General features: G+C 71.3%; 19 protein-coding genes and 2 tRNA genes. 14 read left to right on the top strand and 7 right to left on the bottom strand.

Translation table 11 applies throughout. The features are described 5' to 3' along the window. Positions 1-2: 2 nt before the first annotated feature. On the top strand, positions 3-1,325 hold the full coding sequence (locus ABD250_RS08210; RefSeq protein WP_179524967.1) for a hemolysin family protein: 1,323 nt from the start codon (positions 3-5) through the stop codon (positions 1,323-1,325). Beyond that, on the top strand, positions 1,322-2,230 hold the full coding sequence (gene era / locus ABD250_RS08215) for a GTPase Era (protein WP_182609948.1): 909 nt from the start codon (positions 1,322-1,324) through the stop codon (positions 2,228-2,230). Before ABD250_RS08210 ends, era begins: the two co-directional genes overlap by 4 nt. Positions 2,231-2,251: 21 nt before the next feature. Here the strand turns inward: era and ABD250_RS08220 are convergent, their stop codons facing one another. After that, the gene (locus ABD250_RS08220; protein ID WP_344391675.1) at positions 2,252-3,166 is read right to left on the bottom strand and encodes an alpha/beta fold hydrolase; all 915 of its coding nucleotides are present in this window, start codon (positions 3,164-3,166) and stop codon (positions 2,252-2,254) included. A 146-nt stretch (positions 3,167-3,312) separates the two neighbouring features. On the opposite strand from ABD250_RS08220, the gene recO reads away from it, so the two are divergent. Further along, entirely contained in the window at positions 3,313-4,221 is a 909-nt protein-coding gene (recO, locus tag ABD250_RS08225; protein ID WP_259844136.1) for a DNA repair protein RecO, read from the top strand. Between the two features lie 31 nt (positions 4,222-4,252). Beyond that, complete coding sequence (locus tag ABD250_RS08230; RefSeq protein ID WP_179524971.1) at positions 4,253-5,020, top strand: isoprenyl transferase; 768 nt, start codon at positions 4,253-4,255, stop codon at positions 5,018-5,020. A gap of 40 nt (positions 5,021-5,060) precedes the next feature. On the opposite strand, the gene ABD250_RS08235 is transcribed toward ABD250_RS08230, so the two are convergent. Both ABD250_RS08235 and ABD250_RS08240 read right to left on the bottom strand, forming a co-directional pair. Further along, positions 5,061-5,498 (bottom strand): Fur family transcriptional regulator, encoded by a 438-nt coding sequence (locus ABD250_RS08235; protein WP_182658260.1) that lies wholly within the window; start codon positions 5,496-5,498, stop codon positions 5,061-5,063. A gap of 4 nt (positions 5,499-5,502) precedes the next feature. Beyond that, complete coding sequence (locus tag ABD250_RS08240) at positions 5,503-5,874, bottom strand: ArsR/SmtB family transcription factor (RefSeq protein WP_194306843.1); 372 nt, start codon at positions 5,872-5,874, stop codon at positions 5,503-5,505. A 179-nt stretch (positions 5,875-6,053) separates the two neighbouring features. Here ABD250_RS08240 and ABD250_RS08245 point away from each other — a divergent pair, with 179 nt between their 5' ends. The 3 genes from ABD250_RS08245 (at position 6,054) to ABD250_RS08255 (ending at position 9,454) form a co-directional block, all read left to right on the top strand. Further along, positions 6,054-7,448, top strand: a complete 1,395-nt coding sequence (locus ABD250_RS08245; protein WP_182658259.1) for a glycine--tRNA ligase — start codon at positions 6,054-6,056, stop codon at positions 7,446-7,448. 53 nt (positions 7,449-7,501) lie between these two features. Beyond that, positions 7,502-8,119: an ElyC/SanA/YdcF family protein gene (locus ABD250_RS08250; RefSeq protein WP_182616829.1), complete on the top strand. Its 618-nt coding sequence runs from the start codon at positions 7,502-7,504 to the stop codon at positions 8,117-8,119. Positions 8,120-8,191: 72 nt separating this feature from the next. Beyond that, on the top strand, positions 8,192-9,454 hold the full coding sequence (locus ABD250_RS08255; RefSeq protein WP_179524975.1) for a deoxyguanosinetriphosphate triphosphohydrolase: 1,263 nt from the start codon (positions 8,192-8,194) through the stop codon (positions 9,452-9,454). A gap of 13 nt (positions 9,455-9,467) precedes the next feature. On the opposite strand, the gene ABD250_RS08260 is transcribed toward ABD250_RS08255, so the two are convergent. Then, a complete protein-coding gene (locus ABD250_RS08260) occupies positions 9,468-10,808 on the bottom strand; it encodes a serine hydrolase domain-containing protein (RefSeq protein WP_344391682.1) in 1,341 nt (446 codons plus the stop codon). Positions 10,809-10,813: 5 nt separating this feature from the next. Next, on the bottom strand, positions 10,814-12,862 hold the full coding sequence (locus ABD250_RS08265) for a TPM domain-containing protein (RefSeq protein WP_344391684.1): 2,049 nt from the start codon (positions 12,860-12,862) through the stop codon (positions 10,814-10,816). 68 nt (positions 12,863-12,930) lie between these two features. On the opposite strand from ABD250_RS08265, the gene dnaG reads away from it, so the two are divergent. Together dnaG and ABD250_RS08275 are read left to right on the top strand one after the other, a co-directional pair. Next, positions 12,931-14,937: a DNA primase gene (gene dnaG, locus ABD250_RS08270; protein WP_344391686.1), complete on the top strand. Its 2,007-nt coding sequence runs from the start codon at positions 12,931-12,933 to the stop codon at positions 14,935-14,937. An 81-nt stretch (positions 14,938-15,018) separates the two neighbouring features. Next, a tRNA-Asn gene (locus tag ABD250_RS08275) sits at positions 15,019-15,091 on the top strand. A gap of 52 nt (positions 15,092-15,143) precedes the next feature. Here ABD250_RS08275 and ABD250_RS08280 read toward each other — a convergent pair. Next, positions 15,144-15,566 carry a nuclear transport factor 2 family protein gene (locus tag ABD250_RS08280; RefSeq protein ID WP_182658135.1) on the bottom strand — a complete coding sequence of 141 codons (423 nt, stop codon included), beginning with the start codon at positions 15,564-15,566 and terminating at the stop codon, positions 15,144-15,146. Positions 15,567-15,624: 58 nt separating this feature from the next. On the opposite strand from ABD250_RS08280, the gene ABD250_RS08285 reads away from it, so the two are divergent. Further along, complete coding sequence (locus ABD250_RS08285) at positions 15,625-17,010, top strand: carboxylesterase/lipase family protein (protein ID WP_182611192.1); 1,386 nt, start codon at positions 15,625-15,627, stop codon at positions 17,008-17,010. 55 nt (positions 17,011-17,065) lie between these two features. Continuing rightward, positions 17,066-17,142, top strand: a tRNA-Ile gene (locus ABD250_RS08290). A gap of 30 nt (positions 17,143-17,172) precedes the next feature. Here the strand turns inward: ABD250_RS08290 and ABD250_RS08295 are convergent. Continuing rightward, positions 17,173-18,282, bottom strand: a complete 1,110-nt coding sequence (locus tag ABD250_RS08295; RefSeq protein ID WP_241730530.1) for an alpha/beta hydrolase — start codon at positions 18,280-18,282, stop codon at positions 17,173-17,175. Between the two features lie 59 nt (positions 18,283-18,341). Between ABD250_RS08295 and ABD250_RS08300 the strand changes: the two genes are divergently transcribed. The 3 genes from ABD250_RS08300 to ABD250_RS08310 all read left to right on the top strand — a co-directional run bounded on the left by ABD250_RS08300 (position 18,342) and on the right by ABD250_RS08310 (position 21,839). Next, on the top strand, positions 18,342-19,304 hold the full coding sequence (locus ABD250_RS08300) for an ABC transporter ATP-binding protein (protein WP_179524983.1): 963 nt from the start codon (positions 18,342-18,344) through the stop codon (positions 19,302-19,304). Then, positions 19,301-20,881, top strand: coding sequence for an ABC transporter permease (locus ABD250_RS08305; RefSeq protein WP_182658134.1), 1,581 nt, complete (start codon positions 19,301-19,303; stop codon positions 20,879-20,881). The genes ABD250_RS08300 and ABD250_RS08305 overlap by 4 nt, the downstream gene beginning before the upstream one ends. Positions 20,882-20,963: 82 nt before the next feature. After that, positions 20,964-21,839, top strand: coding sequence for a serine hydrolase domain-containing protein (locus tag ABD250_RS08310; protein WP_179524985.1), 876 nt, complete (start codon positions 20,964-20,966; stop codon positions 21,837-21,839). Positions 21,840-21,861: the final 22 nt, after the last annotated feature.

Consider the following 21,861-nt stretch of genomic DNA (forward strand, 5'->3'; position numbering starts at 1 on the left):
CCGTGGACCAGACCATTCTCACCACCGGCGCCGCCGTTCTGCTCATCCTGGTCGCCGGCGTCTTCGCCGCCCTCGACGCCGCGCTGAGCACGGTCTCGGTGGCCCGGGTCGAGGAGATGGCCAAGGAACCCCGCTACGGGGCGGCGAGGCTGTCGTTGATGCTGCTCAACCGGCCGCGCTACATCAACGTCACGGTGCTACTGCACCTGTTGAGCCTGATCGCGGGGGTCGTCCTCCTGACCGTGGTGTTCGCCGAGGTCATCGAGTCCACGGTCTGGGCCCTGGTCGGGGTGATCGCGGTGACGACGATCGCGGCGTACGTGGTGGCCGGCGTGGGTCCCCGCACGCTGGGGCGCCAGCACGCCTACTCACTGGCACTGGGTGCCTCGACCCCGATGCGGGTGCTCGGGATGGTCCTGGGTCCCGTCGCCAGCCTCCTGGTGGGTGTCGGCAACGCCGTCACCCCGGGCCGGGGCTTCCGCAACGGCCCGTTCGCCTCGGAGATCGAGCTGCTCGAGATCGTGGACATGGCCCGTGAGCGCGGGGTCGTGGCCGACGACGAGTCGCGCATGATCCAGTCGGTGTTCGAGCTCGGGGACACCACCGCCCGCGAGGTCATGACCCCGCGGACCGAGATGGTGTGGATCGAATCGGACAAGACCGTCGGCCAGGCGGCCCGGTTGACCGTCAAGTCCGGGTACTCCCGGATCCCCGTGGTGGACGGTGACAACTCCGACGACGTGGTGGGGGTGATCTACCTCCGCGACATCGTGGCCCGTCTCGACGACCCCGACGGCCGCGCGGCCCCGGTCGCCGACGTGATGCGACCCGCGGTGTTCGTGCCGGACGCCAAGCGGATCGACGACCTGCTGTCGGAGATGCAGAGGGACCACAACCATCTGGCGATCCTGGTCGACGAGTACGGCGGAACCGCCGGGCTGGTGTCCATCGAGGACATCCTCGAGGAGATCGTCGGCGAGATCGTCGACGAGTACGACACCACCGAGGTGCCCCCCGTCGAGGAGCTGGAGGACGGGAGGTACCGGCTGTCGTCCAGGCTCGGTCTGGACGAGGTCGCAGAGTTGTTCGACGTGGAGTTCCCGGACGAGGTGACCGAGGAGGTCGAGACCATCGGGGGACTGATGGCGCTCGAACTCGGTCGCGTCCCGCTGCCCGGGGCGCACGTGGTCACCGAGGGGCTCGACCTGCGCGCCGAGGGCGGGCACGACCGTCGCGGACGGGTCAGGGTGGTCACCGTGGTGGCCGAACGGATCGACCTTGCCGCCGACGGCACACACGAGAACGACGACGAGGAGAACCGATGACCACGCCCGAGGGCTTCCGGAGCGGGTTCGTCAGCTTCGTGGGCCGGCCGAACACCGGCAAATCCACCCTCACCAACGCGCTGGTGGGCGAGAAGATCGCCATCACCTCCTCGCGGCCCCAGACCACACGGCACGCGATCCGCGGGTTGGTCCACCGACCCGACGCCCAGATCATCCTGGTCGACACCCCGGGGTTGCACCGGCCACGCACCCTGCTGGGCGAGCGGTTGAACGCCCTCGTGGAGGACACCTACTCGGACGTCGACCTGATCGGGTTGTGCATCCCTGCGGGAGAGCGGATCGGCCCCGGCGACCGCTGGATCCTCGAGCAGGTGCGCAAACTCTGTCCCACCACCCCGATCCTCGGCCTGGTCACCAAGATCGACACCGTGTCCAAGCAGAAGGTCATGGAGCAGTTGGTCGCGGTCTCCAGGCTCCTCGGGCCGGACTCCGAGGTCGTCCCGGTGTCCGCCGCGTCCGGTGAGCAGGTCGACGTGGTGACGGACGTCATCGCCTCCCTGCTCCCCGAGGGGCCGAGGTTCTACCCCGACGACGTGATCACCGAGGAGTCGGACGAGACCCGGATGTCCGAACTCATCCGCGAGGCCGCCCTCGAGGGCGTGCGGGACGAACTGCCCCACTCGATCGCCGTGTCGATCGAGGAGGTGCTGCCCCACGAGGGGCGTGACGACATGGTGGACGTCCACGCCACCGTCTACGTGGAGCGGCAGAGCCAGAAGGCGATCGTCCTGGGCAAGGGCGGCTCGCGCATGCGCGAGGTGGGCACCCAGGCCCGGGCGGGGATCGAGCAGCTCCTTGGGACCAAGGTCTACCTGGACCTGCACGTCAAGGTGCTGAAGGAGTGGCAGCGCGACCCCAAGATGCTCGGGCGGCTGGGTTTCTAGACCGCGGTCGTGCGAGTCCTTCTAACGCACGGCCGCACGAACGACCCCCACGATCGTCTCCCGTGCGGCCCGTCCCTCAGGGGTGGGCTGGAGCGGGTGCACGTGGAGTAGCCCCTGCTCCTCGATGTACGTGACGTCCACGCCGGCGGCGCGGGCCCGCTCCACCCCGAGTCGCACGTCGGGCAGGACGATGTCGCGGGTGGCGGCGAAGACCGTCAGCGGCCCCAGACCGGTGAAGTCCCCGCACAGCGGGCTCACCCGCGGGTCGTCCACCGGCAGCTCGGCACGCCAGGCGTCGATGAACACCCTCAGGCCTCGTCGGGCGAGCCACGGGTCACTGGGCTGGACCCGGTCGATGTCCGGGTTGCCCATCGCCAGGTCGAGCGCGGGGGAGATCAGGATCGTCGCCGGAAGACGGGACACACCCCGGTCCCTCAACTCCATCGCCGCGGACAGCGCGATCTGGCCCCCGGCGCTGTCACCGGCGAGACACACCGGGCCGTGCTCGGCGACCTCGTCCCGCACCAGGTCGGCCACCCCGGCCACCACGCCCGCCGCCGTGCCGCGGTTCGTCGCCGACACCGGGCCCGCCAGCGGGTAGACCGGCACCAGGACGCGGGTGCGGGCCTCGGCGGCCACCTGGGCGCACAGTCGCCAGTGGGGCGCGCTGATCTCCTTGGCCCAGCCACCACCGTGGACGTAGACGACCGTGCCGCGGGCGGGTGCCCCAGCGGGTTCCAGCACGTAGACCGGCCAGCCGTGTCGATCGGCCCGGCTCAGCCGGACGTCGTCGCGCAACCGCGGCGGGGCGTACGACGCCGGACGCACCGCGGCCTCGTCGAGGAAAGCGCGCGCGCGGTCCGGGTCGGCGAACACGCGCTGGCGCCGGGTGGCCCGGATCACGAGGGGAATCAGGCGGGACGCGAGACTGGGCACAGCGAGACTATAACCGCCCTCGGTGAGCCGGGTTCCCGTCCGGCGGAGGGCGGTGTCCGGCTCGGTCGCGCGCCCGGCGCGATACCCGTCGCAGCGGTCGGGAGTGGGACAATGACCATCTGTGCCCACACCGAGAGGAGGTCCGCATGCACCCGTTCACCGACACCGGGCTGGTCGTGCGTACCTATGACCTCGGTGAGGCGGACCGGATCGTCACCCTGCTCACCCGGCACCACGGGTTGGTCAGGGCCGTCGCCCGTGCGGTGCGCCGCACCCGCTCGCGGATGGGCGCCAGCCTGGAGCCGTTCGCCGTGGTCGAGGTCCAGATCGCCCCGGGTCGTGGTCGGAGCGGTCTGGGCACCGTGCGGCAGGCGTCGAGCCGCGAGTCGCTGGCCCGCCCCCTCGTGGCGGACTACCCGGCCTACACCTCCGGCTGCGTGGTCCTGGAGACCGCGGAACGGTTGGCGGGGGAGGACGGCGCCCCCACTCCGAGGCTGCTCGGCCTCGCCGTCGGCGCCCTGCGCTCCCTGGCCGAACACCGTCGCCCGCCCGGGCTGGTCGCCGACGCGTTCCTCCTGCGCGCCATGGCGGCGTCCGGTTGGGAGCCGGTCCTGGACTGCTGTGTGAGCTGCGGCGTGGTGGGCCCGCACCGGGCGTTCCACGTGGCCTCCGGCGGTACGGTGTGCGTGCACTGCCGGCCGCAGGGCTGTGCGATGCTCACACCCGGCGTGACCGAGCACCTGTCGGCGCTGCTGGCCGGGGAGTGGGAGGCCGTGGTCGGCTCGTCGCCTGCCGTGGTCCGCCAGGCCTCCGGCATCGCCGCCGCGCACCTGCAGTGGCATCTCGAGCGTGACCTGCGCAGCCTGCCCCTCGTCGACCGCGGGACGGTAGACCCCGTCTCCGCAGCGCCCGCTACCGCAGTGCCCATTCCAGCAGAACCCGTCCCCGCAGCACCCGTCCCCGCAGTGCCCGCTCCCGACGGGCCTCGTCCCGCCGAACCCGTTCCCGACGAACCCGTGGAGGAGTCCCGTGCCCGGACTACCCAGATTCCGTAAGCGCACCCCGTCGAGGGACGGCGCAGCGCCGGTGACCGTACGGCCGCCCACCCCGCACCCGTCGGGGGAGCGGCCGCCCGCGATCCCGTCGGAGTTCGTGCCGCGCCACGTCGCACTGGTGATGGACGGCAACGGACGCTGGGCCCAGGAGCGGGGCCTGCCCCGGACCGAGGGCCACAAGCAGGGTGAGGCGGTACTCATGGACGTGGTCCAGGGGTGCATCGAGATCGGTGTCCCGTACCTGTCCGCCTACGCCTTCTCCACGGAGAACTGGAAGCGCAGCCCCGAGGAGGTGCGCTTCCTCATGGGCTTCAACCGGGACGTGCTGCGCCGCCGCCGCGACGAGATGCACGAGTTGGGGGTGCGGGTCCGCTGGGCCGGTCGACGCCCCAAGTTGTGGAAGTCGGTGATCTCCGAGCTCGAGGAGGCCGAGGAACTCACCCGGGACAACACGGTCATGACGTTGGCGATGTGCGTCAACTACGGCGGCCGTGCGGAGATCGTCGACGCCGCGCGGGACTTCGCGCGTCGTGTCGCCGCCGGGGAGGTCTCGGCCGACGACCTGACGGAGGAGAACTTCTCCCGCTACCTCGACGAGCCGGACATGCCGGACGTCGACCTATTCCTGCGACCGTCCGGTGAGCTCCGCACCTCCAACTTCCTGCTGTGGCAGAGCGCCTATGCCGAGTTCGTCTTCCAGGACACGCTGTTCCCCGACTTCGACCGCCGCGACCTGTGGGCGGCGTGCCTCGAGTACGCCGAGAGGGATCGGCGATTCGGGGGAGTGAACGGGATCTGAGCTGCGGACCGGGCGGCGCGTCCGTCGGCGTAGTCCCGAGTCAGTCGACCGGACCCGCCTGCTCGCCACCCCGGGCGGCGACACACGCCGCGCAGAGGCCGAACAGTTCGACGGTGTGGGTCACCTCTGTGAAGCCGTGGGCCCCGCCGGCACGGTGCGCCCACGTCTCGACACCCGGTTCCTCGACCTCCACCGTGAACCCGCACACCCGGCACACCAGGTGATGATGGTGCGAATCGGAGCACTTCCGGAAGATCAGCTCCCCGGAGTCGGTGCGCAGCACGTCGACCGCACCGGCGTCGGACATCGACTGCAGGGTCCGGTAGACGGTGGTCAGGCCGATCGCGTCGCCGCGGTCGCGGAGTTCGGCGTGGAGGTCCTGGGCTGAGCGGAACCCCTTGGACTCGTCGAGCAGCGCGGAGATGGCACTGCGTTGACGGGTCGAGCGCACGCCGATCGGCTTGCCTGGTGTGTCCATGTCCCTACTCCTCCCCGGCGTGCCCGACGGCCGCCTCGACGATGTGCAACAGATGGTCGTCGAGCAACTCGTACCGGATCTCGCGTCCCCGCCGGTGTGCGGAGACGACGTTGGACGACTTGAGTACCCGGAGATGCTGACTCACCAGCGGCTGGGCGACCTCCAGGGCGTCCACCAACTCGTGGACGCAACGCGGCCCCTCGCGCAACTGTAGGACGATCGCGATTCGCAACGGCGCCGACAGCGCACGGAGCAGCTCGCCCGCGGCCGAGACCACGTGCTGAGGGGGCAGCGGCACGGGGTCGGCGTGGGGGCCGGGGTCGTGGATGTCCGCGGCAGACCCGGGGTCGGCCGGGGACTCGGGTCCGGATGCCATTGGCGCAACCTTCCGGGCGCGGTGGGAACCGGCGCCGTGTCGGGTGGGGGACCCCAGTATCCCAGACCGCCGGGGTCGACCGGATACCCTGGTGGGAAGTGCCGCGGGCGCCGGCCCGCGCCGAGGGCGTCCACCCCGACACCTCCGTCAACCGACTCACCAAAGGGAGAACCCCCGACGTGGCATCCTCAGCGTCCGTCATCGACTCAGTCGTCAACCTCTGCAAGCGCCGGGGACTGGTGTACCAGTGTGGCGAGATCTACGGCGGAACCCGTTCGGCGTGGGACTACGGTCCGCTGGGCGTGGAGCTCAAGGACAACATCAAGAAGCAGTGGTGGCGGACCTTCGTCACCGGCCGCGAGGACGTCGTGGGACTGGATTCGTCGATCATCCTGCCCCGCAAGGTGTGGGAGGCCTCCGGCCACGTCGAGACCTTCACCGATCCGCTCGTCGAGTGCCAGTCATGCCACACCCGCCTGCGCCAGGACCACCTGCAGGAGGCCCATGCGGCCAAGAAGAAGCTGGACAGCCCGGCCGATGTGCCCATGGCCGAGATCGCGTGTCCCAACTGCGGCACCAGGGGCCGTTGGACCGAGCCGCAGCTGTTCTCGGGACTGATGAAGACCTTCCTCGGCCCCGTGGACAACGAGACGGGCCTGCACTACCTCCGTCCCGAGACCGCCCAGGGCATCTTCGTCAACTACAAGAACGTCATGACCAGCGCCCGGCGTAAGCCGCCGTTCGGTATCGGTCAGATCGGCAAGGCGTTCCGCAACGAGATCACCCCCGGCAACTTCATCTTCCGGACCCGCGAGTTCGAGCAGATGGAGATCGAGTTCTTCACCAAGCCCGACGAGGCCGACGAGTGGTTCAAGCGGTGGGTCGAGGACTGCTGGGACTGGTTCGTGGACCTGGGGATCAACCCGGAGAACATGCGCCGTTTCGACGTCCCGGACGACGAGCGTGCCCACTACTCGGCCGGCACGATCGATTTCGAGTACAACTTCGGGTTCTCGGGCAGCGGTTGGGGCGAGCTGATGGGCATCGCCAACCGCACGGACTACGACCTCACCCAGCACCAGACCCACTCCGGTGAGGACCTGCAGTACCGCGACCAGGCCTCGGGCGAGAAGTACGTGCCGTATGTCATCGAGCCGAGCTTCGGGCTGACCCGGTCGCTGATGGCGTTCCTCATCGACGCCTACACCGAGGACGAGGCACCCAACTCCAAGGGCGGCGTCGACACCCGCACGGTCCTCAAGCTCGACCGGCGCCTGTCGCCGTTCAAGGCGGCCGTGCTGCCGCTCTCGCGGAACGCCGACCTCTCGCCCAAGGCGCGGGATCTGGCCGCGCAGCTACGCAAGAGCTGGAACGTGGACTTCGATGACGCGCAGGCGATCGGCCGACGCTACCGCCGCCACGACGAGATCGGCACGCCGTTCTGCATCACCGTGGACTTCGACACTCTCGAGGACCAGGCCGTGACCATCCGTGAGCGGGACACCATGGCGCAGGAGCGGGTGGCCATCGACCAGGTCGAGGGGTACCTCGCGCAGCGGCTCATCGGCTGCTGACCGCGCGCTGGCACACTGGTCGGGTGAACAGATCCCGGTCCCCGCTGCGGGCGGTGTCCAGGGCCATCGGATGGCTCCTGGTCATCGCACTGCTGCTGTGCCTCATCGTCCCCGGATTCATCGCGTTCCGTGTGTGGCACGTGGCGCGGGTGGACGACCGCACGGCGGCGGACGCGATCGTCGTCCTGGGAGCGGCCCAGTACGACGGCGTCCCCACCCCGGTCTTCCAGTCGCGACTCGATCACGCCGCCACCCTGTACGAGGAGGGTGTCGCCCCCCAGATCATCACGGTCGGCGGTAATCAGCCGGGGGACCGGTTCACCGAGGCCGGTGCGGGTCGCGCCTACCTGGCCACGCTGGGGGTGCCGCCCACCGCGATCCTGGCGGTCGAGACCGGGTCCAACACCGTCGGCAGTCTGGACGCCGTGGCCCTGACCGTGCGTGACCAGGGCGGTGGTTCCGTGGTGCTGGTCAGCGACCCCACGCACTCGTACCGGGCGCGGATGATGGCCCGGGACGCCGGACTGGACGCGTGGACGTCGCCGACCCGACAGGGTCCCGCAGTCTGGACCCGGGAGAACCAGGTTCTCAGCATCATCCGTGAGACCGGCGCGGTGCTCTGGTACCAGTACCACCGGATCGCCGGCACCGACGTGGATTTCCCGGGCTGATCCGCAGACACCACCGGCCCGGCCGCACCGGGACGACGACGACGGGGCGCACTCGCCCGACAGGAGACGCGCATGACGGGGTACGCGTACGACGCCGCAGACGCCGAGCGTCGGGTGGGCGGGGGACCCGCCCGGGCGCAGGGGACGGCGAGTGAGCGCAGCCCGTTCGAGAGGGATCGCGCCCGGGTCCTGCACTCGGCGGCCCTGAGACGGCTCGCCGACAAGACGCAGGTGGTCGGGCCCGGGGACGGCGACACCCCACGGACCCGCCTCACGCACTCACTCGAGGTCGCGCAGATCTCCCGCAGCATCGCCGCCGGCCTCGGCTGCGACCCCGACCTCGCCGACCTGGCGGGGTTGAGCCACGACATCGGACACCCGCCCTACGGGCACAACGGTGAGCGCGCTCTCGACGAGGTCGCGAGAGGGTTCGGGGGATACGAGGGCAACGCCCAGACGATCAGGATCCTCACGCGGCTGGAACCCAAGGTCGTCGACGCCGACGGGCGCGGGGTCGGACTGGACCTCACCCGGGCCGCGCTGGACGCGGCCACCAAGTACCCGTGGCTGCCGCGGGAGGGCACCAGGAAGTTCGGCGCCTATCCCGACGACGCGGACACGCTCGCCTGGATCCGCGTGGGCGCGCCCGGGGACACACGCTGCCTGGAAGCGCAGATCATGGACTTCTCCGATGACGTGGCCTATTCGGTCCACGACGTGGAGGACGCGATCGTGGCGGGCAGGCTGGACCTGCGGTCGTTGACCGACCCGTCGGAGGTCGCGGCGCTGGCCGAGCTGGGCGCACGCGAGTTCCGGGGACCCGACGCCGACCAGCTGCGCGAGGCGGCCGGGCGGCTCGGCGCGCTCGACGCGGTCCGCGCCGTCCAGCCGTTCGAGGAGTCCTTCGCGGGAGCGGTCGCCCTCAAGGCGCTGACCAGCGAGTTGGTCGGGCGGTTCGTCATGCCCGCCATCCACACCACCCGCGAGGTGCACGGGGAGACGCCGCACGGGCGGTACAGCGCCGACCTCGAGGTGCCGCTGCACGTGGAGGCCGAGGTCGTGATGCTCAAGACCATGGCCGTGCGGTACGTGATGAGCGACCCGGGGCACCGGGCCCGGCAGGATCGTCAACGCGACCGTATCCACCGGGTGGCCGAGTACCTGGCGCACTCGGCGCCGGCCGGACTCGACGCGGTACTGCGCCCGCTGTGGGACGCGGCCCCGGACGACGCGGCCCGGATGCGCGTGATCGTGGACCAGGTGGCCCTCTACACCGAGAGCCGCCTCGAGCGGATCGACCGGGCGAGCGCCGGCATCCAGGCGGCCTGGGGCTGAGCAGTAAGCCGGCTCAACCCACGGCCCGGGTGAGGTCGCCGACCAGGTCCTCGATGCCGAGCGCGCCGATGGACCCACCGGGGGAGAACCCGGTCCGCACCACCACGAGATCGGCCGACGGGACCACCACGATGTACTGCCCGTCGTGCCCCGAGGCCCAGTAGGCGTCCGCGGGAATCCCGGGAAGACGCAGCGGGGTGCCGTCACCGGCGTCGTTGGTCCACCACTGCGCGCCGTAGGGCTCGGGCTCACCGCCGGCCGGGACGACGCTCGTCGCGTAGTCCATCCATCCGGCGGGGAGCAGGCGGCGACCGTCCACCTCGCCGTCATCCAGCGTGAACTGCCCGAACCGCGCCCAGTCCCGCGGCGTGGCCCACAAATACGAGCTGCACACCGACCGGCCGGAGGCGTCGGCCTCGAGTACCGCGCTGGTCATCCCGAGCGGGTCGAACAGCAGCCGATCGGCCATCTCGGGCCCGAGGCCGGTGCGCTCGTGCAGCAGGTCGCACACGATGTTGGTGGTGCCCGACGAGTACTGACGGACGGTCCCGGGCTCGTGGGCGAGCGGTTGGGCGGCGGCGAACGCGGCCATGTCCGGCTCGGCGAACAGCATCTGCGTGATGGGGGTGCCGAGGTCGTAGTCCTCGTCCCACTCCAGCCCGGAGGTCATGCGCAGCAGGTCGTCGAGGGAGATCTGCGCCCGCTCGTCGGTCCACTCGGGGCGCAGGTTCGTGTCCGCCGGGTCGAGGTCGGCCTCCGGGAACTCCTGCTGCGCGCGCCCGACCAGGGTGGCCGCCACGCTCTTGGCCATGGACCACCCGAGCTGCCGGGTGTCCGGACCGAAGCCGTCGGCGTACCACTCGTCGAGGATCTCACCGCGGTGGACCGCGACGAGGCCGCGCGTGCCCTCCTGGCCGGCGGCCCGGTCGAGTGCCGCACCGACCTCGGCCGGTACGTCGGTGGCCTGCGGCAGGCCGATGCCCTCGGGGCGGTCCTCCTGGGACCCGACGAGGGAGGTGTGCTCGGAGCCCGCCGCGCGGCCCTCGCCCACCGCGCACCCGTACTCGGAGGCCCAGGCCTGCTGGGCAAAGGCGATGCCCAGGACGGAGGAACGCGCCCACCCCTCGGAGTCGTCGATCTCCGTGCGCAGCAACGGCACCAGCGGGTTGGGCGGCAGGTCGGACTCCGGGTCGTCCCGATCGGTGAGGAAGTGGATCGCGCAGGCGTTGTGCGCGGCGTATCCGGTACCGGTCATGAGCATCGGCCGGTACCAGGTGCCCACGGCCACCACCGCCGCGACCAGCAGGGCCAGGACGATCAGTACGGCAACGACGACTTTCCGACGACGTGTCATGGCGCTCAGAACCGCCCGCCCGCGCCGCCGCCGCCGAAGCCACCGCCGCCGAAGCCACCACCCCCGCCGCCGAAGCCGCCGCCTCCGAACCCGCGGGAGGAGCCGAAGCCGGAGCTGCCACCGCGCAGCATGCCCTGGATGAGGGCGCCGGCGACCATGCCGCCGACCATCGCACCGGTGTTGGACCCTCCCCGGCCACGACCGCCGTAACCGCCCCGGCCGCCGTAGCCCCCGGAGTACTGCTGCCGCGAGGCGTCGTTCTGGGCGTGCCGCAGGGCCTCGCGGGCCAGCTTGAGGGCGCGGTCGGCCGCGGGGAAGGCCGCCGGCCCGGCGGTGCCCTCGGCCGTGGCCAGTGACTCCTTCGCCGCGGCGAGGCGCGTCCGTGCGGCCTGTCCGATCACGTAGGAGCGGCTGCCGATGTAGTCGTCCGCCTCGCGCACCGCGCCGCGGGCCCGGGTGAGGGCGGCCTGGCGCGCGGCCCGGGCGCGGTGGGCCGTCTCGGCCTCGTGCCCGGCGGCGGCCAACGCCTCGTCGAGGTCACGGTCTACGTCCACCAGCTCGGAGAAGGTCCCCAGCGGGTCGGTCTCGCCGTCGCGGCGGGCCCGGTCGAGGGCGTCGCGTGCGGCGGCGGCGGCGTCGGTCAGGCTCCGGCCGCTCCGGCCGAGGTCCGGTGACCGCAGGAGTCGGGCGGCCTGGCCCAGTTCCTCGTCGACCTCGGCGATCAGTGCACCGAGGTCTCGGCGGGCGGCGGCGATGTCGTCCGCGGCGTGGTCCACGCCGTCGACCAGTTTCTCGGCGCGCGACAGTTCCTCCTCGGCCGAGCTGATGGCGTCCACGGCCTCGGCCTGTTCGCCCACCGGTCGGGCGAGGGCGGTGCGGGCGCGAGAGGTCTCGGTCTCGGCGGCGTCCAGCAGCTCGGTGGCGATCGTCAGGTTGTCCTCGATCGAGGCGAGCACGGCCGCGGGGAACCGGGATCGCAGGTCCGCCATGGACTCCTCGGCATCGGGGATCCTGGCGCGCAGGGTGACCGCGCGCCGGGTCAGCGCGTCGACCGAGGCGGCGCCGTTGATCAACAGGTCCCGCATCTCGGCGAAGGCCGTGGACTGGCCCTCGAGCACGCGTTCGGCACGCTCGGCCCTGGCCGCCACCTCGAGCAGCATCGCCCGGCGCTGGTCCGGGGTCTCGGGGATGTCGTCGTCGAGCCGCTGGATCAGCGAGTGCGCGGCCGCGACCTCGCCCCGCGCCGAGTCGAGAGCGGCGCGGAACGGGCGTGTCCGCAGGTCGCCGAACTCCCCGGCGGCGGTCTCGAGCGCTGTCGTGGAGGTGTCCACGGCCTGGTCGGCCTCCACCAGACCGGCCCTCGCACGGGCGTCGAGGACCTCGACCGGGAGCGCCGACAACCGGGCCGTGTCGTCGCCGGGTATCTCGCGGGCGGACTCGGCCTGCCTGGCCGTGCGGGTGGACCGGCGTCGGCGGCTGATCAGCAGGACCGCGGCCACGACGGCGACGATCACCGCGATGATCCCCAGCAGGGCCCCACCGGAGAGCCCGGAGCCGGAGCCCTGTCGTTCGAGCCCGTCGGCCGCGCCGATGGCCGCACCTGCCCAGTCACCGGCCGCCAGTCGCGGTTCGATGTCCCGGTCGGCGATCCGCTGGTCCGCGCGCTGGTCGGTGGATTCGAACCAGTAACTGCGGTCCTGCACGGCCACCGCGAGCAGCACGTCGGAGGCGCCCAGGTCGGACAGGCGGGCCGTCTCCTGCGCCCACTGCTGGACCGGCACGCCGTCGAAGCTGTCGACGTAGGTCACCCAGAGCTGGATGTTGTCGGTCGACCGGAGTTCGGCGAGCCGGCTCTCCACGGCGGCGGTATCCGCACCCAGCACGCCCGCGGAATCCGTGACCTGCTGCTGCAGCCGGGACGGCGGCTCCGCCGAGGCGGAGGGCGCCGCCCACCCGACCAGGCTGACGAGGAACGCCGACAGGAGCGCGACGGCCGCCACCGTGCGGGACCGTGGGCTCCGGACGGCGAGGGGGCGGGGTGGGGGTGCGATCATGCGGCCAGCGTATCGGCCCGTCGCAGGGGGCACGCCGGTCTCCTGCCCGGGCGGTTACTCTGGGCGGCATGGCAGGGCGGATTCCGGAGCAGGACATCGCCGCGATCCGCGAACGTACTCGCATCGAGGAGGTCGTCGGCGAGTACGTCGCGCTCAAACCAGGCGGCGCGGACTCCATGAAGGGGCTGTCCCCGTTCAAGGACGAGAAGACCCCCTCGTTCCACGTGCGGCCCCAGCACGGCTATTTCCACTGCTTCTCCACCGGTGAGGGCGGCGACGTGTTCGCCTTCCTCATGAAGATGGAGCACATCAGCTTCGTCGAGGCGGTGGAGCAGCTCGCGGACAGGATCGGCTACCGCATCTCCTACGAGGGCGGCGGGCAGGTGATCCAGCGCGACCGCGGGACCCGTTCGCGACTGGTCCAGGCCAACGCCGCCGCGCAGAAGTTCTACGCCGAGCGACTCCATCAGGACGCGGAGGCCGAGATCGCACGCGCGTTCCTCACCGACCGCGGCTTCGACCTCTCCCACGCCGAGCGCTTCGGGTGCGGGTACGCGCCCACGGGCTGGGACACCATGAGCAAACACCTGATGCGGCAGGGTTTCGAGCCCAAGGAGCTGGAGTCGGCGGGACTGTCCAAGACCAGCTCACGGGGGACGCTGATCGACCGGTTCCACCGGCGCCTGCTGTGGCCCATCCGCAATCTCGCGGGGGAGGTGATCGGGTTCGGCGCCCGCAAGCTCTTCGAGGACGACACCCTGGGCAAGTACATGAACACGCCGGAGACGATGCTCTACAAGAAGTCGCAGGTGCTGTTCGGACTGGACCTGGCCAAGCGGGACGTCGCCGCCCAGCGCCGGGCGGTGGTCGTGGAGGGCTATACGGATGTCATGGCCATGCACGCGGCCGGCGTGACCACGGCCGTGGCGGCGTGTGGCACCGCGTTCGGTGAGGACCACCTGTCCACCCTCCGGCGACTGATGTTGGACGACAACTACTTCCGCGGCGAGATCATCTACACCTTCGACGGCGACGAGGCCGGAAAGAAGGCCGCGATGCGGGCGTTCTCCGGGGACCAGCAGTTCTCCGGCCGCACCTTCGTGGCGGTGGCCCCCGCCGGTCAGGACCCCTGCGACATCCGCCAGAAGAAGGGCGACGCGGCCGTCCGCGATCTGATCTCGGCCCGGGTGCCGATGTTCGAGTTCGCCATCCGCTCCATGCTCGAGGAATACGATCTCGACCACGCGGAGGGCCGGGTCGAGGCGCTCCGCCAGACCGTGCCGGTGGTGGCGGACATCCGCGACTCGGCCCTGCGTGACGAGTACGCCCGGCAGTTGGCAGGCTGGGTGGGGTGGGACGATCCCGCGACGGTGCTGCGCCGCGTCCGCGAGGAGGCCCGCAAGCGGGGGCGCGCCCGGGCGGCGGCGCCCGGCCCCCGCGGGCGCGGTCCGGGTGGGCCCGGAGGTGGACCCCGCCCGCTGCGGGACCGTGCCGAACGGGGCGGGGGGAGATACGACGACGACGAGGCGGGCACCCGCGCGGACCAGCAGCCCCCCGCGGCGCCGACGGGCGTCCCCCTGCCCTCGGCGTCGGACCCGGTGCTCTGGCCGCAGCGCGAGGCGCTCAAGGCGGCACTGCAGTACCCGGGCCTGGCGGGACCGCTCTTCGACTCGCTCCCGGGCGAGTGCTACACCCATCCCGCCTACGCCCTGATCGCGGACGCGCTGTCCGCGGCCGGGGGGTGCGCCTCCGGCAAGAGCGGCGCGAACTGGGTGTCCGAGGTGTCGCGGGGACTCGAGGACGACGGTCTGCAGCGGCTGGTGGGCCTCATGGCGGTCGAGACGCTCCGCGTGGCCGAGGACGCGCTGCCCCGCTACGTCTCCGGCGTGCTCGCCCGCCTACAGGAGGTGTGGGTGTCCGGCCAGATCGCGGACCTCAAGTCCAAGGTCCAGCGGATGAGTCCGGCCGCCGACCCGGAGGGGTACTCGGCGCTGTTCGGCGACCTCGTGGCGTTGGAGGAATACCGGCGCGGACTGCTCGAGCAGGCCGTGGGCGCCACGCCCGACATCGCCTGAGCTCGCGATTTGGTCCGATGGTCGCCCTCGCACTAAGGTGAGTTCTCGGTGTCCGACGTGCTCGTCGGTCACCGGCAGCAATCCCCCATAGCTCAATTGGCAGAGCATTCGACTGTTAATCGAAGGGTTTCTGGTTCGAGTCCAGATGGGGGAGCAGTAGATCAGGCCGGAGGAGACACTCCTCCGGCCTGATCCGCATTTCGGGGTCAGCCGGGCTGGAGTGTCCGGAAGTCGCCGCGGTCGAAGTCGACGCGGAACCGCCTGGAGACGATCCGCCAGCCCGCGGGGGTCCTGGTCCACAGGTCGGAGTACTCGCCGAAGCACTCGTAGCTCAGTCCGGCCTGGTCTCCCGTCCCGAGGTGAAGCACCCGCGCGTACGTCAGACTCCTCGCCCGGTCCTCGTCTCCGTCGAGCGCGAGGTGCACCCTGTGGTTGCCCAGCAGATGCTGGGAGGGGCCATACCCGCCGAGGTGGTCCCGCACCGTCCGGACGATCTGCTCCCGACCGGCCGCCCCGTACCCGGTCGCGGATTCGGTGAACAGCTCTCCCAGCCCGTCCCAGTCGCGGGTGTCCAGAGCGGTGGCGATGTCCGCCAGCCGCTCGATGATCTGGTCCCTGTCACTGCTCATCACCTTTTCCTAGCAGGAATCGCCGGGCGATCTCAGCCTTCGTCGTTAACCTGGCGCCATGACCGACGCCGAAGTCACCCTCTCGACCGGCCGCGTCCGTGGGACCGAGCTCGGTGACGTCGTCCGCTTCTACGGCATTCCGTACGCCGAGGACCCGGTCGGCGAGCTGCGCTTCGCCTCCCCGGTCCGTAGAGCGCCGTGGGACGGGGTCCGTGATGCGACGAGGCCCGCCGCCACCGCCCAGAGGCTGAGGTTCGACCCGGACCCGGCGATCCCCGAGCCGATCGTCGCGGGCACCGACATCCTGCACGTGGACGTGTGGGCGCCGGCGACGGGTTCCGGGCACCCGGTGATGGTGTGGATCCACGGGGGCGGCTGGGAATCGGGGTCGTCCCATCAGCCGTGGTTCGACGGTGCGACCTTCGCCCGCCGGGGGATCATCGTGGTCTCGGTGGGCTACCGCCTGGGTGTCGAGGGCTTCACGCCGTTCCCCGACGCCCCGGACAACCGCGGGATGCTCGACTGGATCGCCGCCCTCGAGTGGGTCCGGGACGAGATCGCCGCGTTCGGCGGAGATCCCGACAGGGTGACGGTCACCGGGCAGTCGGCCGGCGGGGGAGCGGTGCTGTGCCTGTTGGGTTCACCGCCGGCGGCAGGGCTGTTCCACGGGGCGATCGCGGCGTCACCGGCGGTCCTGCGGGCCCCGGCGACCCGCCCGCCCAAGGGGATCACCGCGGAGGAGCTGGCGGCCGGGGGACGTGGCGCCGTGGACGAGTTCCATCGGCGCCTCCGGCGCGAGAACCAGTTCACGCTCCCGTTCCGTCCGGTGGTCGGAGGCGAGACGGTCCCGGCCCCTCCCCTCGAGGCGGTCGCCGCAGGCCCTTCAACGAGCGTCCCGCTGCTCATCGGTTCCACCGCGACGGAGTTCGAGGCCGTCTCGGACAAGCTCCCGGGTCCGGCGCTGGTGCCGGGGGCCGCGTTCATGGCGGTGTCCCAGCAACTCCCCAGGCAGGGGCTCAGGGCGCTGGCCCGGCAGTCGAACGGCCGGTCTCTGCGACGGAGCGTGGGCGCGGTGATCGACGCGGCCGCGATCCACTCCACGGTGGCCCGCGCAGCCGAGACCAGGGTGGCCGCCGGCGACCCGACGTGGGTGTACGACTTCTGCTGGACCGGGGGAAACGGGCCCAGGCACTGCGCCGACCTTCCGTTCTTCTGGGCCGTCCCGGACGGGGAGAACGTGGAACGCTATCTCGGTGCCCCGCCGCCGGCGGGTCTGGTCGAGGGGATGCACGACTCGTGGGTCGACTTCGTGACCACCGGCGATCCGGGTCATCCCGCCTATGAGTCGCCCGAGCGGCTGGTCATGGCATGGGACGACCCGCCCTCGCAGGTCGCCGACGGACTCTCGGCAGTGCGTGCCGTCTGGTGGCCGGAGGACCGGTGAGGGGTCTTGCTACGATTGCGCGGCACGTGCCGGTGGATGCTCCCGGCGCGTGCGGGGGGCTATAGCTCAGTTGGTTAGAGCCGCGGACTCATAATCCGCTGGTCGCGGGTTCGAGCCCCGCTGGCCCCACCATCACGACGCCGATGCGCCGACCACCCCGGGTCAGTACGCCAGACCCATCCGCAGCGCTCCGACCGCCTCCGAGAGCGCGGCGCGCGCGAGCGGGGTGGCGCCGACGGCGTTGACGAACGGGTGGACCATCGTGGAATGCCGGCGCAGCGAGACCTTGACGCCGGCGTCGGCCATCTTCCGCGCGTACGCCTCGCCCTCATCGCGCAGCGGGTCGAACCCGCCGGTGGCGACGTGCGCCGGGGGCAGGCCGGAGAAGTCCTCGGCCAGCAGCGGGGAGGCCCGCGGGTCGAGGCGGTCGTCGTCGGAACGCAGGTAGGTGTTCTCGTAGAAGTCCATGTTCTTCCCCGTGAGGAAGAAGCCCTCGCCGAACAGCTCGAACGAGCGGGTCCGCGTCGACATGTTGGTCGCGGGGACGAACAGCAGTTGGAAGTCGGGGGTCTTCTCGCCGGCGTCGCGGGTCTGTTGACACACGACCGCCGCCAGGTTCCCGCCCGCGCTGTCGCCGCCCACCGCGATGCGCGTCGGGTCGACCCCGAGGGACCCGGCGTTGTCCCGCACGTACCGGAACGAGGCCAGGGCGTCCTCGGCCGCCGTGGGGAAGAGGAACTCGGGGGCCAGACGGTAGTCCACGCTGAGAACCTTGAGGCCGCCCATCCGCGCGATGTACCGGCAGGTCGCATCGTGGGAGTCGATGCTCCCGAGCACCCACCCGCCGCCGTGGAAGAACACGAGCATCGGCAGCGCTTCGTCTCCGTGGACGGGGGAGTACAGGCGGGCGGGCAGGTCGGCCCGGGCGGTCTCGTCGCCGGGCTGATCCGTTCCGGCGAGCGGGAGGACGAGGTCCTTGACGACGGCGAGGTCGATCCGGTTCCCCGAGACGGTGTACGCCGACCGCTCCACCGTCTGGCGTGCCTGTTCGACCGGCATGTCCTCGTACTCGCCCTCGGACAACAGGGACATCACCCGGACCCCGGCCTGGAAATGCGGGTCCAGCACCTGGCCGTCGATCCTCCGGGGGGCGCCACCTGCCAGCTGGATGACCGGACCGGGTAGAGAACCAGAGGCGGTCATGGCCGCCTTGGTGAGGCGGTCGGCGATCGAGGGGCGGAAAGTCCTGTGTCCGGACATCGGTGAGCGCATTGCCACATTGTGCCGAGGATGGAGAGGATGATCGGGGAGAATCGACGAAGGGACTGGTCATGCGTTCAGATTCGGACCCGGTGGTGCACGTCGAGGGCCTGGTCAAGACGTTCGGCGCCACCCGGGCGCTCGACGGCCTGGACCTCGACGTCCGCCGCGGCGAGGTACACGGCTTCCTGGGGCCCAACGGTTCCGGGAAATCCACCACCATCAGGATCCTGCTGGGTCTGATGCGGTCCGATTCGGGACGGGTGACCCTGTTCGGCCGCGATCCGTGGCGCGATGCGGTCGACCTCCACTCCAGGCTGGCGTACGTCCCGGGGGAGGTGACGCTGTGGCCCCGCCTGACCGGCGGCCAGTGCATCGACATACTGGGACGAGCGCTGGGGGGACTGGACCCGGCACGCCGCGACCAGCTGATCGAACGCTTCCGCCTGGACCCCACCAAGCGCACCCGTGACTACTCCAAGGGGAACCGGCAGAAGGTCTCACTCGTGGCGGCCCTGGCGTCCGGCGCCGAACTGCTCGTGTTGGACGAGCCCACCTCCGGTCTGGATCCGCTGATGGAGCAGGTGTTCCAGGGCTGCGTCCGGGAGGCCGTCGACGGTGGTTCCACCGTGCTGCTCTCCAGCCACATCATGGGGGAGGTCGAGGCGCTGGCCGATCGGGTGAGCATCATCCGCGACGGCCGCACGATCAGCTCGGGCACCCTGGGCGACCTGCGCCGCCACACCACCACGGAGGTCCACGCCGTCACCGACACCGATCCCCGCGCACTGGAGACCGTGGGCGGGGTCGACGGTCTGCGGTTGGAGCGCTCCGGGGACGGGCGGTTCGACGTCCGCTGCCACGTGCCGGCAGAGCGGCTCGCCGAGGTCACGGGGATCCTGCACGCGGCCGGCATACACACCCTCACCGCCACCCCACCCAGCCTGGACGACCTCTTCCTCTCCGCCTACTCGGGCGCGGGGGCCGCAGGGGGACCCGCAGAGGCGGGCACGACCCCCGGCGGGTCGCGGTGAACTCCGCATTCGCCGGCACAGGCCTGCTGGCCCGGATCGACCTGCGGACGGGGTGGCGCTCCGCCGCCGCGTGGGTCCTCGGGCTGGTCGCGCTGTATCTGCTCACCGCCGTCTCGATAGCGGCCCTGTACGACACGCCGGAGAAGCTCGCCACCTACTCCGCCTCCCTGGGCGAGGCGATGGTGATGCTCAACGGACGTATAGCGGGGCTCGACACCCTGGGTGGGGTCATGATGAACGAGTACGCGTTCATCGCCTCCTTCGCGATCCCGATCATGGCGATCGCCCTGACCGCTCGGTCCACCCGCCGGGAGGAGGAGACCGGCAGGACGGAACTCCTCCTGTCCGCCCGGACGGGTCGGCTCGCCCCGGTCACGGCGGCCCTCGTCGTCGTCGCCGGCGTGTTCCTCCTCCTCGGCGCCGGAATCTGGGCGTCGACGCTCGCCATCCCGGTCGACCGGACCGGGGCCGCGCTCTACGCGGCGTCGATCGTCGCCACCGGATGGGTATACGCCGCTGCCACTGCCGTGCTCGCGCAGGTGGTGGCCCACAACCGCACCGTGTGGGCGACGGGCATGACCTTGGCCGGACTCACCCTCGTCCTGCGGGGGATCGGGGACACCAACGAGAACTGGGTGAGCTGGACCTCCCCCCTGGGGTGGCACGGGTTGGTCCGGCCGTTCGGGGACCCCTCCGCACTCCCGCTGGTGGTGGCCGTCGTGACGGCCGGAGCTCTGTCCGCCGCCGCCCTGTGGCTCTCCGGTCGCCGCGATGTCGGCGCCGGGTTGGTGCCGGCCCGGACGGGCTCGGCCACGGCGTCGAGGTGGCGGGCGTCCGAGCTCGGCGTGGCGGTACACCAGCACCTCGGTGCGTTCATCGGATGGACGGTCGGGGTCGTGGCGCTCATGACCATGTACGGCGCCCTGATGAACGTCGTGGTCGAGGCGATCATGTCCAACCCCGCCCTCGCGGCCTTCCTGGTCGAGTCCCCGGCGCTCGTCGACTCCCTCGTGCAGATGCTCGTCGTGTTCGTCGGGATCCTCGGCGCGGGGTTCGCCCTCCAGACCCTCGGCGGACTGCGGGGGGAGGAGACCACGGGACGGTTGGAGCTCGAACTCGCGGCCGGCCGCTCGAGGTGGTCACTGTTGGCCCTGCACACCGCTGTGGTCGCCGCGGGCGCCGTCCTGGTCGTGGTGGCGGGTTCCGCGGCCTTCGCGCTGGCCACCTCCGTCGCCCTCGACGACCCGGACTCACTGGGGCGCATCGTCGCGGCCGGGTCCTGGCAGGTGCCGGCCGCGCTCGTATTCGTCGGGGTGTCGGTGGCCCTGTTCGGGTGGGTACCCCGCATGCAGGCCCTGGCCTGGGCGCTGTTCGCCGTCTCCGCGGTCGTCACGTTCATGGGCCCCACCCTCAGACTCACCGAGTCCCAGATGCGCCTGTCACCGTTCGGTGCGGTGGGGCGGGCCCCCGTCGGGCCGGTCGACACGATCGGGGTGGCGGTACTGCTGCTTGTGGCGGTCGCCCTGGTGGGCGCGGGGCTGGTCGGGTTCCGTCGGCGCGACGTGCCGCGGACGTGACCGCCGAGCTGACACACTGACCACACAGCTGTAGACGATCCGGCCGACGACGGCCCGATCTGACATCACCCGGGAGGATCACATGTCGGACGAGTTCGATCGAGACCGGCTGGACGCAGCCCTGGCGGCCGTCGAGGACTGGCCGGTGGACAACGTCTCGGCAGCGGTCGTCGGTCCGGAGGGGCTCCTGGCCGTGCGTGGCGACGAGGACCGCGTCTACCGTCTCGCCTCGGTGACCAAACCGATAGTGGCCGTGGCCGCGCTCCTCGCTGTCGAGGAGGAGGCGATCTCCCTCGACGAGGCCGCCGGGCCCGAGGGCTCGACCGTCCGCCACCTGTTGGCCCACGCATCCGGTCTGGACTTCAGTGATCGCGGGAAGGTGCGCGCCGGGCCGGGGGAGCGACGCATCTACTCCTCGGCCGGCTTCGAGGTGCTCGCGGATCACATCGCCGACGCCACGGGGATCGCCTTCCCCGACTACCTCACCGAGGCCGTGTGTCAGCCGCTCGGGATGGGATCGACGGTGCTCGAGGGCTCGGCCGGACACGGTGCCTCGGCCAGCCTCGCCGACCTGGTCGCCTTCGCGACCGAACTCGTGGCACCGCGGCTCCTGGCGCCCGAGACACTGGAGGAGGCGGTGAACGAGCAGTTCCGCGGCCTCGACGGCGTCGTGCCCGGTTACGGAATGCACAAACCGTGTCCGTGGGGTCTGGGGTTCGAACTCCGGGAGGCCAAGTATCCCCACTGGACCGGCCAGCACAATTCTCCCGGGACCTTCGGGCACTTCGGACAGTCGGGCACGTTGCTGTGGGTGCAGCCCGAGATCGAGACGGCCCTGGTCGTGCTCACCGACCGCGACTTCGGGGACTGGGCCAAACCGCTGTGGCCGGAGTTGTCGGACAGGGTGGTGGACGCCGCAACCCGTCGCAGCCGCCCGGAGGACTCCCTCGGGGGCTGACGCACCCTCCTCGCCGACACGC

Source organism: Dietzia cercidiphylli, assembly GCF_039531545.1.
GTDB lineage: Bacteria > Actinomycetota > Actinomycetes > Mycobacteriales > Mycobacteriaceae > Dietzia > Dietzia natronolimnaea.

Bases quoted from the DNA above. Each gene is read 5' to 3' on its own strand.
- ABD250_RS08265 (WP_344391684.1), bottom strand. From the start codon at position 12,862: ATGATCGCACCCCCACCCCGCCCCCTCGCCGTCCGGAGCCCACGGTCC.
- ABD250_RS08295 (WP_241730530.1), bottom strand. From the start codon at position 18,282: ATGCGCTCACCGATGTCCGGACACAGGACTTTCCGCCCCTCGATCGCC.
- ABD250_RS08260 (WP_344391682.1), bottom strand. From the start codon at position 10,808: ATGACACGTCGTCGGAAAGTCGTCGTTGCCGTACTGATCGTCCTGGCC.
- dnaG (WP_344391686.1), top strand. From the start codon at position 12,931: ATGGCAGGGCGGATTCCGGAGCAGGACATCGCCGCGATCCGCGAACGT.
- ABD250_RS08235 (WP_182658260.1), bottom strand. From the start codon at position 5,498: ATGGACACACCAGGCAAGCCGATCGGCGTGCGCTCGACCCGTCAACGC.
- ABD250_RS08300 (WP_179524983.1), top strand. From the start codon at position 18,342: ATGCGTTCAGATTCGGACCCGGTGGTGCACGTCGAGGGCCTGGTCAAG.
- ABD250_RS08240 (WP_194306843.1), bottom strand. From the start codon at position 5,874: ATGGCATCCGGACCCGAGTCCCCGGCCGACCCCGGGTCTGCCGCGGAC.
- ABD250_RS08280 (WP_182658135.1), bottom strand. From the start codon at position 15,566: ATGAGCAGTGACAGGGACCAGATCATCGAGCGGCTGGCGGACATCGCC.
- era (WP_182609948.1), top strand. From the start codon at position 1,322: ATGACCACGCCCGAGGGCTTCCGGAGCGGGTTCGTCAGCTTCGTGGGC.
- ABD250_RS08285 (WP_182611192.1), top strand. From the start codon at position 15,625: ATGACCGACGCCGAAGTCACCCTCTCGACCGGCCGCGTCCGTGGGACC.
- recO (WP_259844136.1), top strand. From the start codon at position 3,313: ATGCACCCGTTCACCGACACCGGGCTGGTCGTGCGTACCTATGACCTC.
- ABD250_RS08310 (WP_179524985.1), top strand. From the start codon at position 20,964: ATGTCGGACGAGTTCGATCGAGACCGGCTGGACGCAGCCCTGGCGGCC.
- ABD250_RS08255 (WP_179524975.1), top strand. From the start codon at position 8,192: ATGACGGGGTACGCGTACGACGCCGCAGACGCCGAGCGTCGGGTGGGC.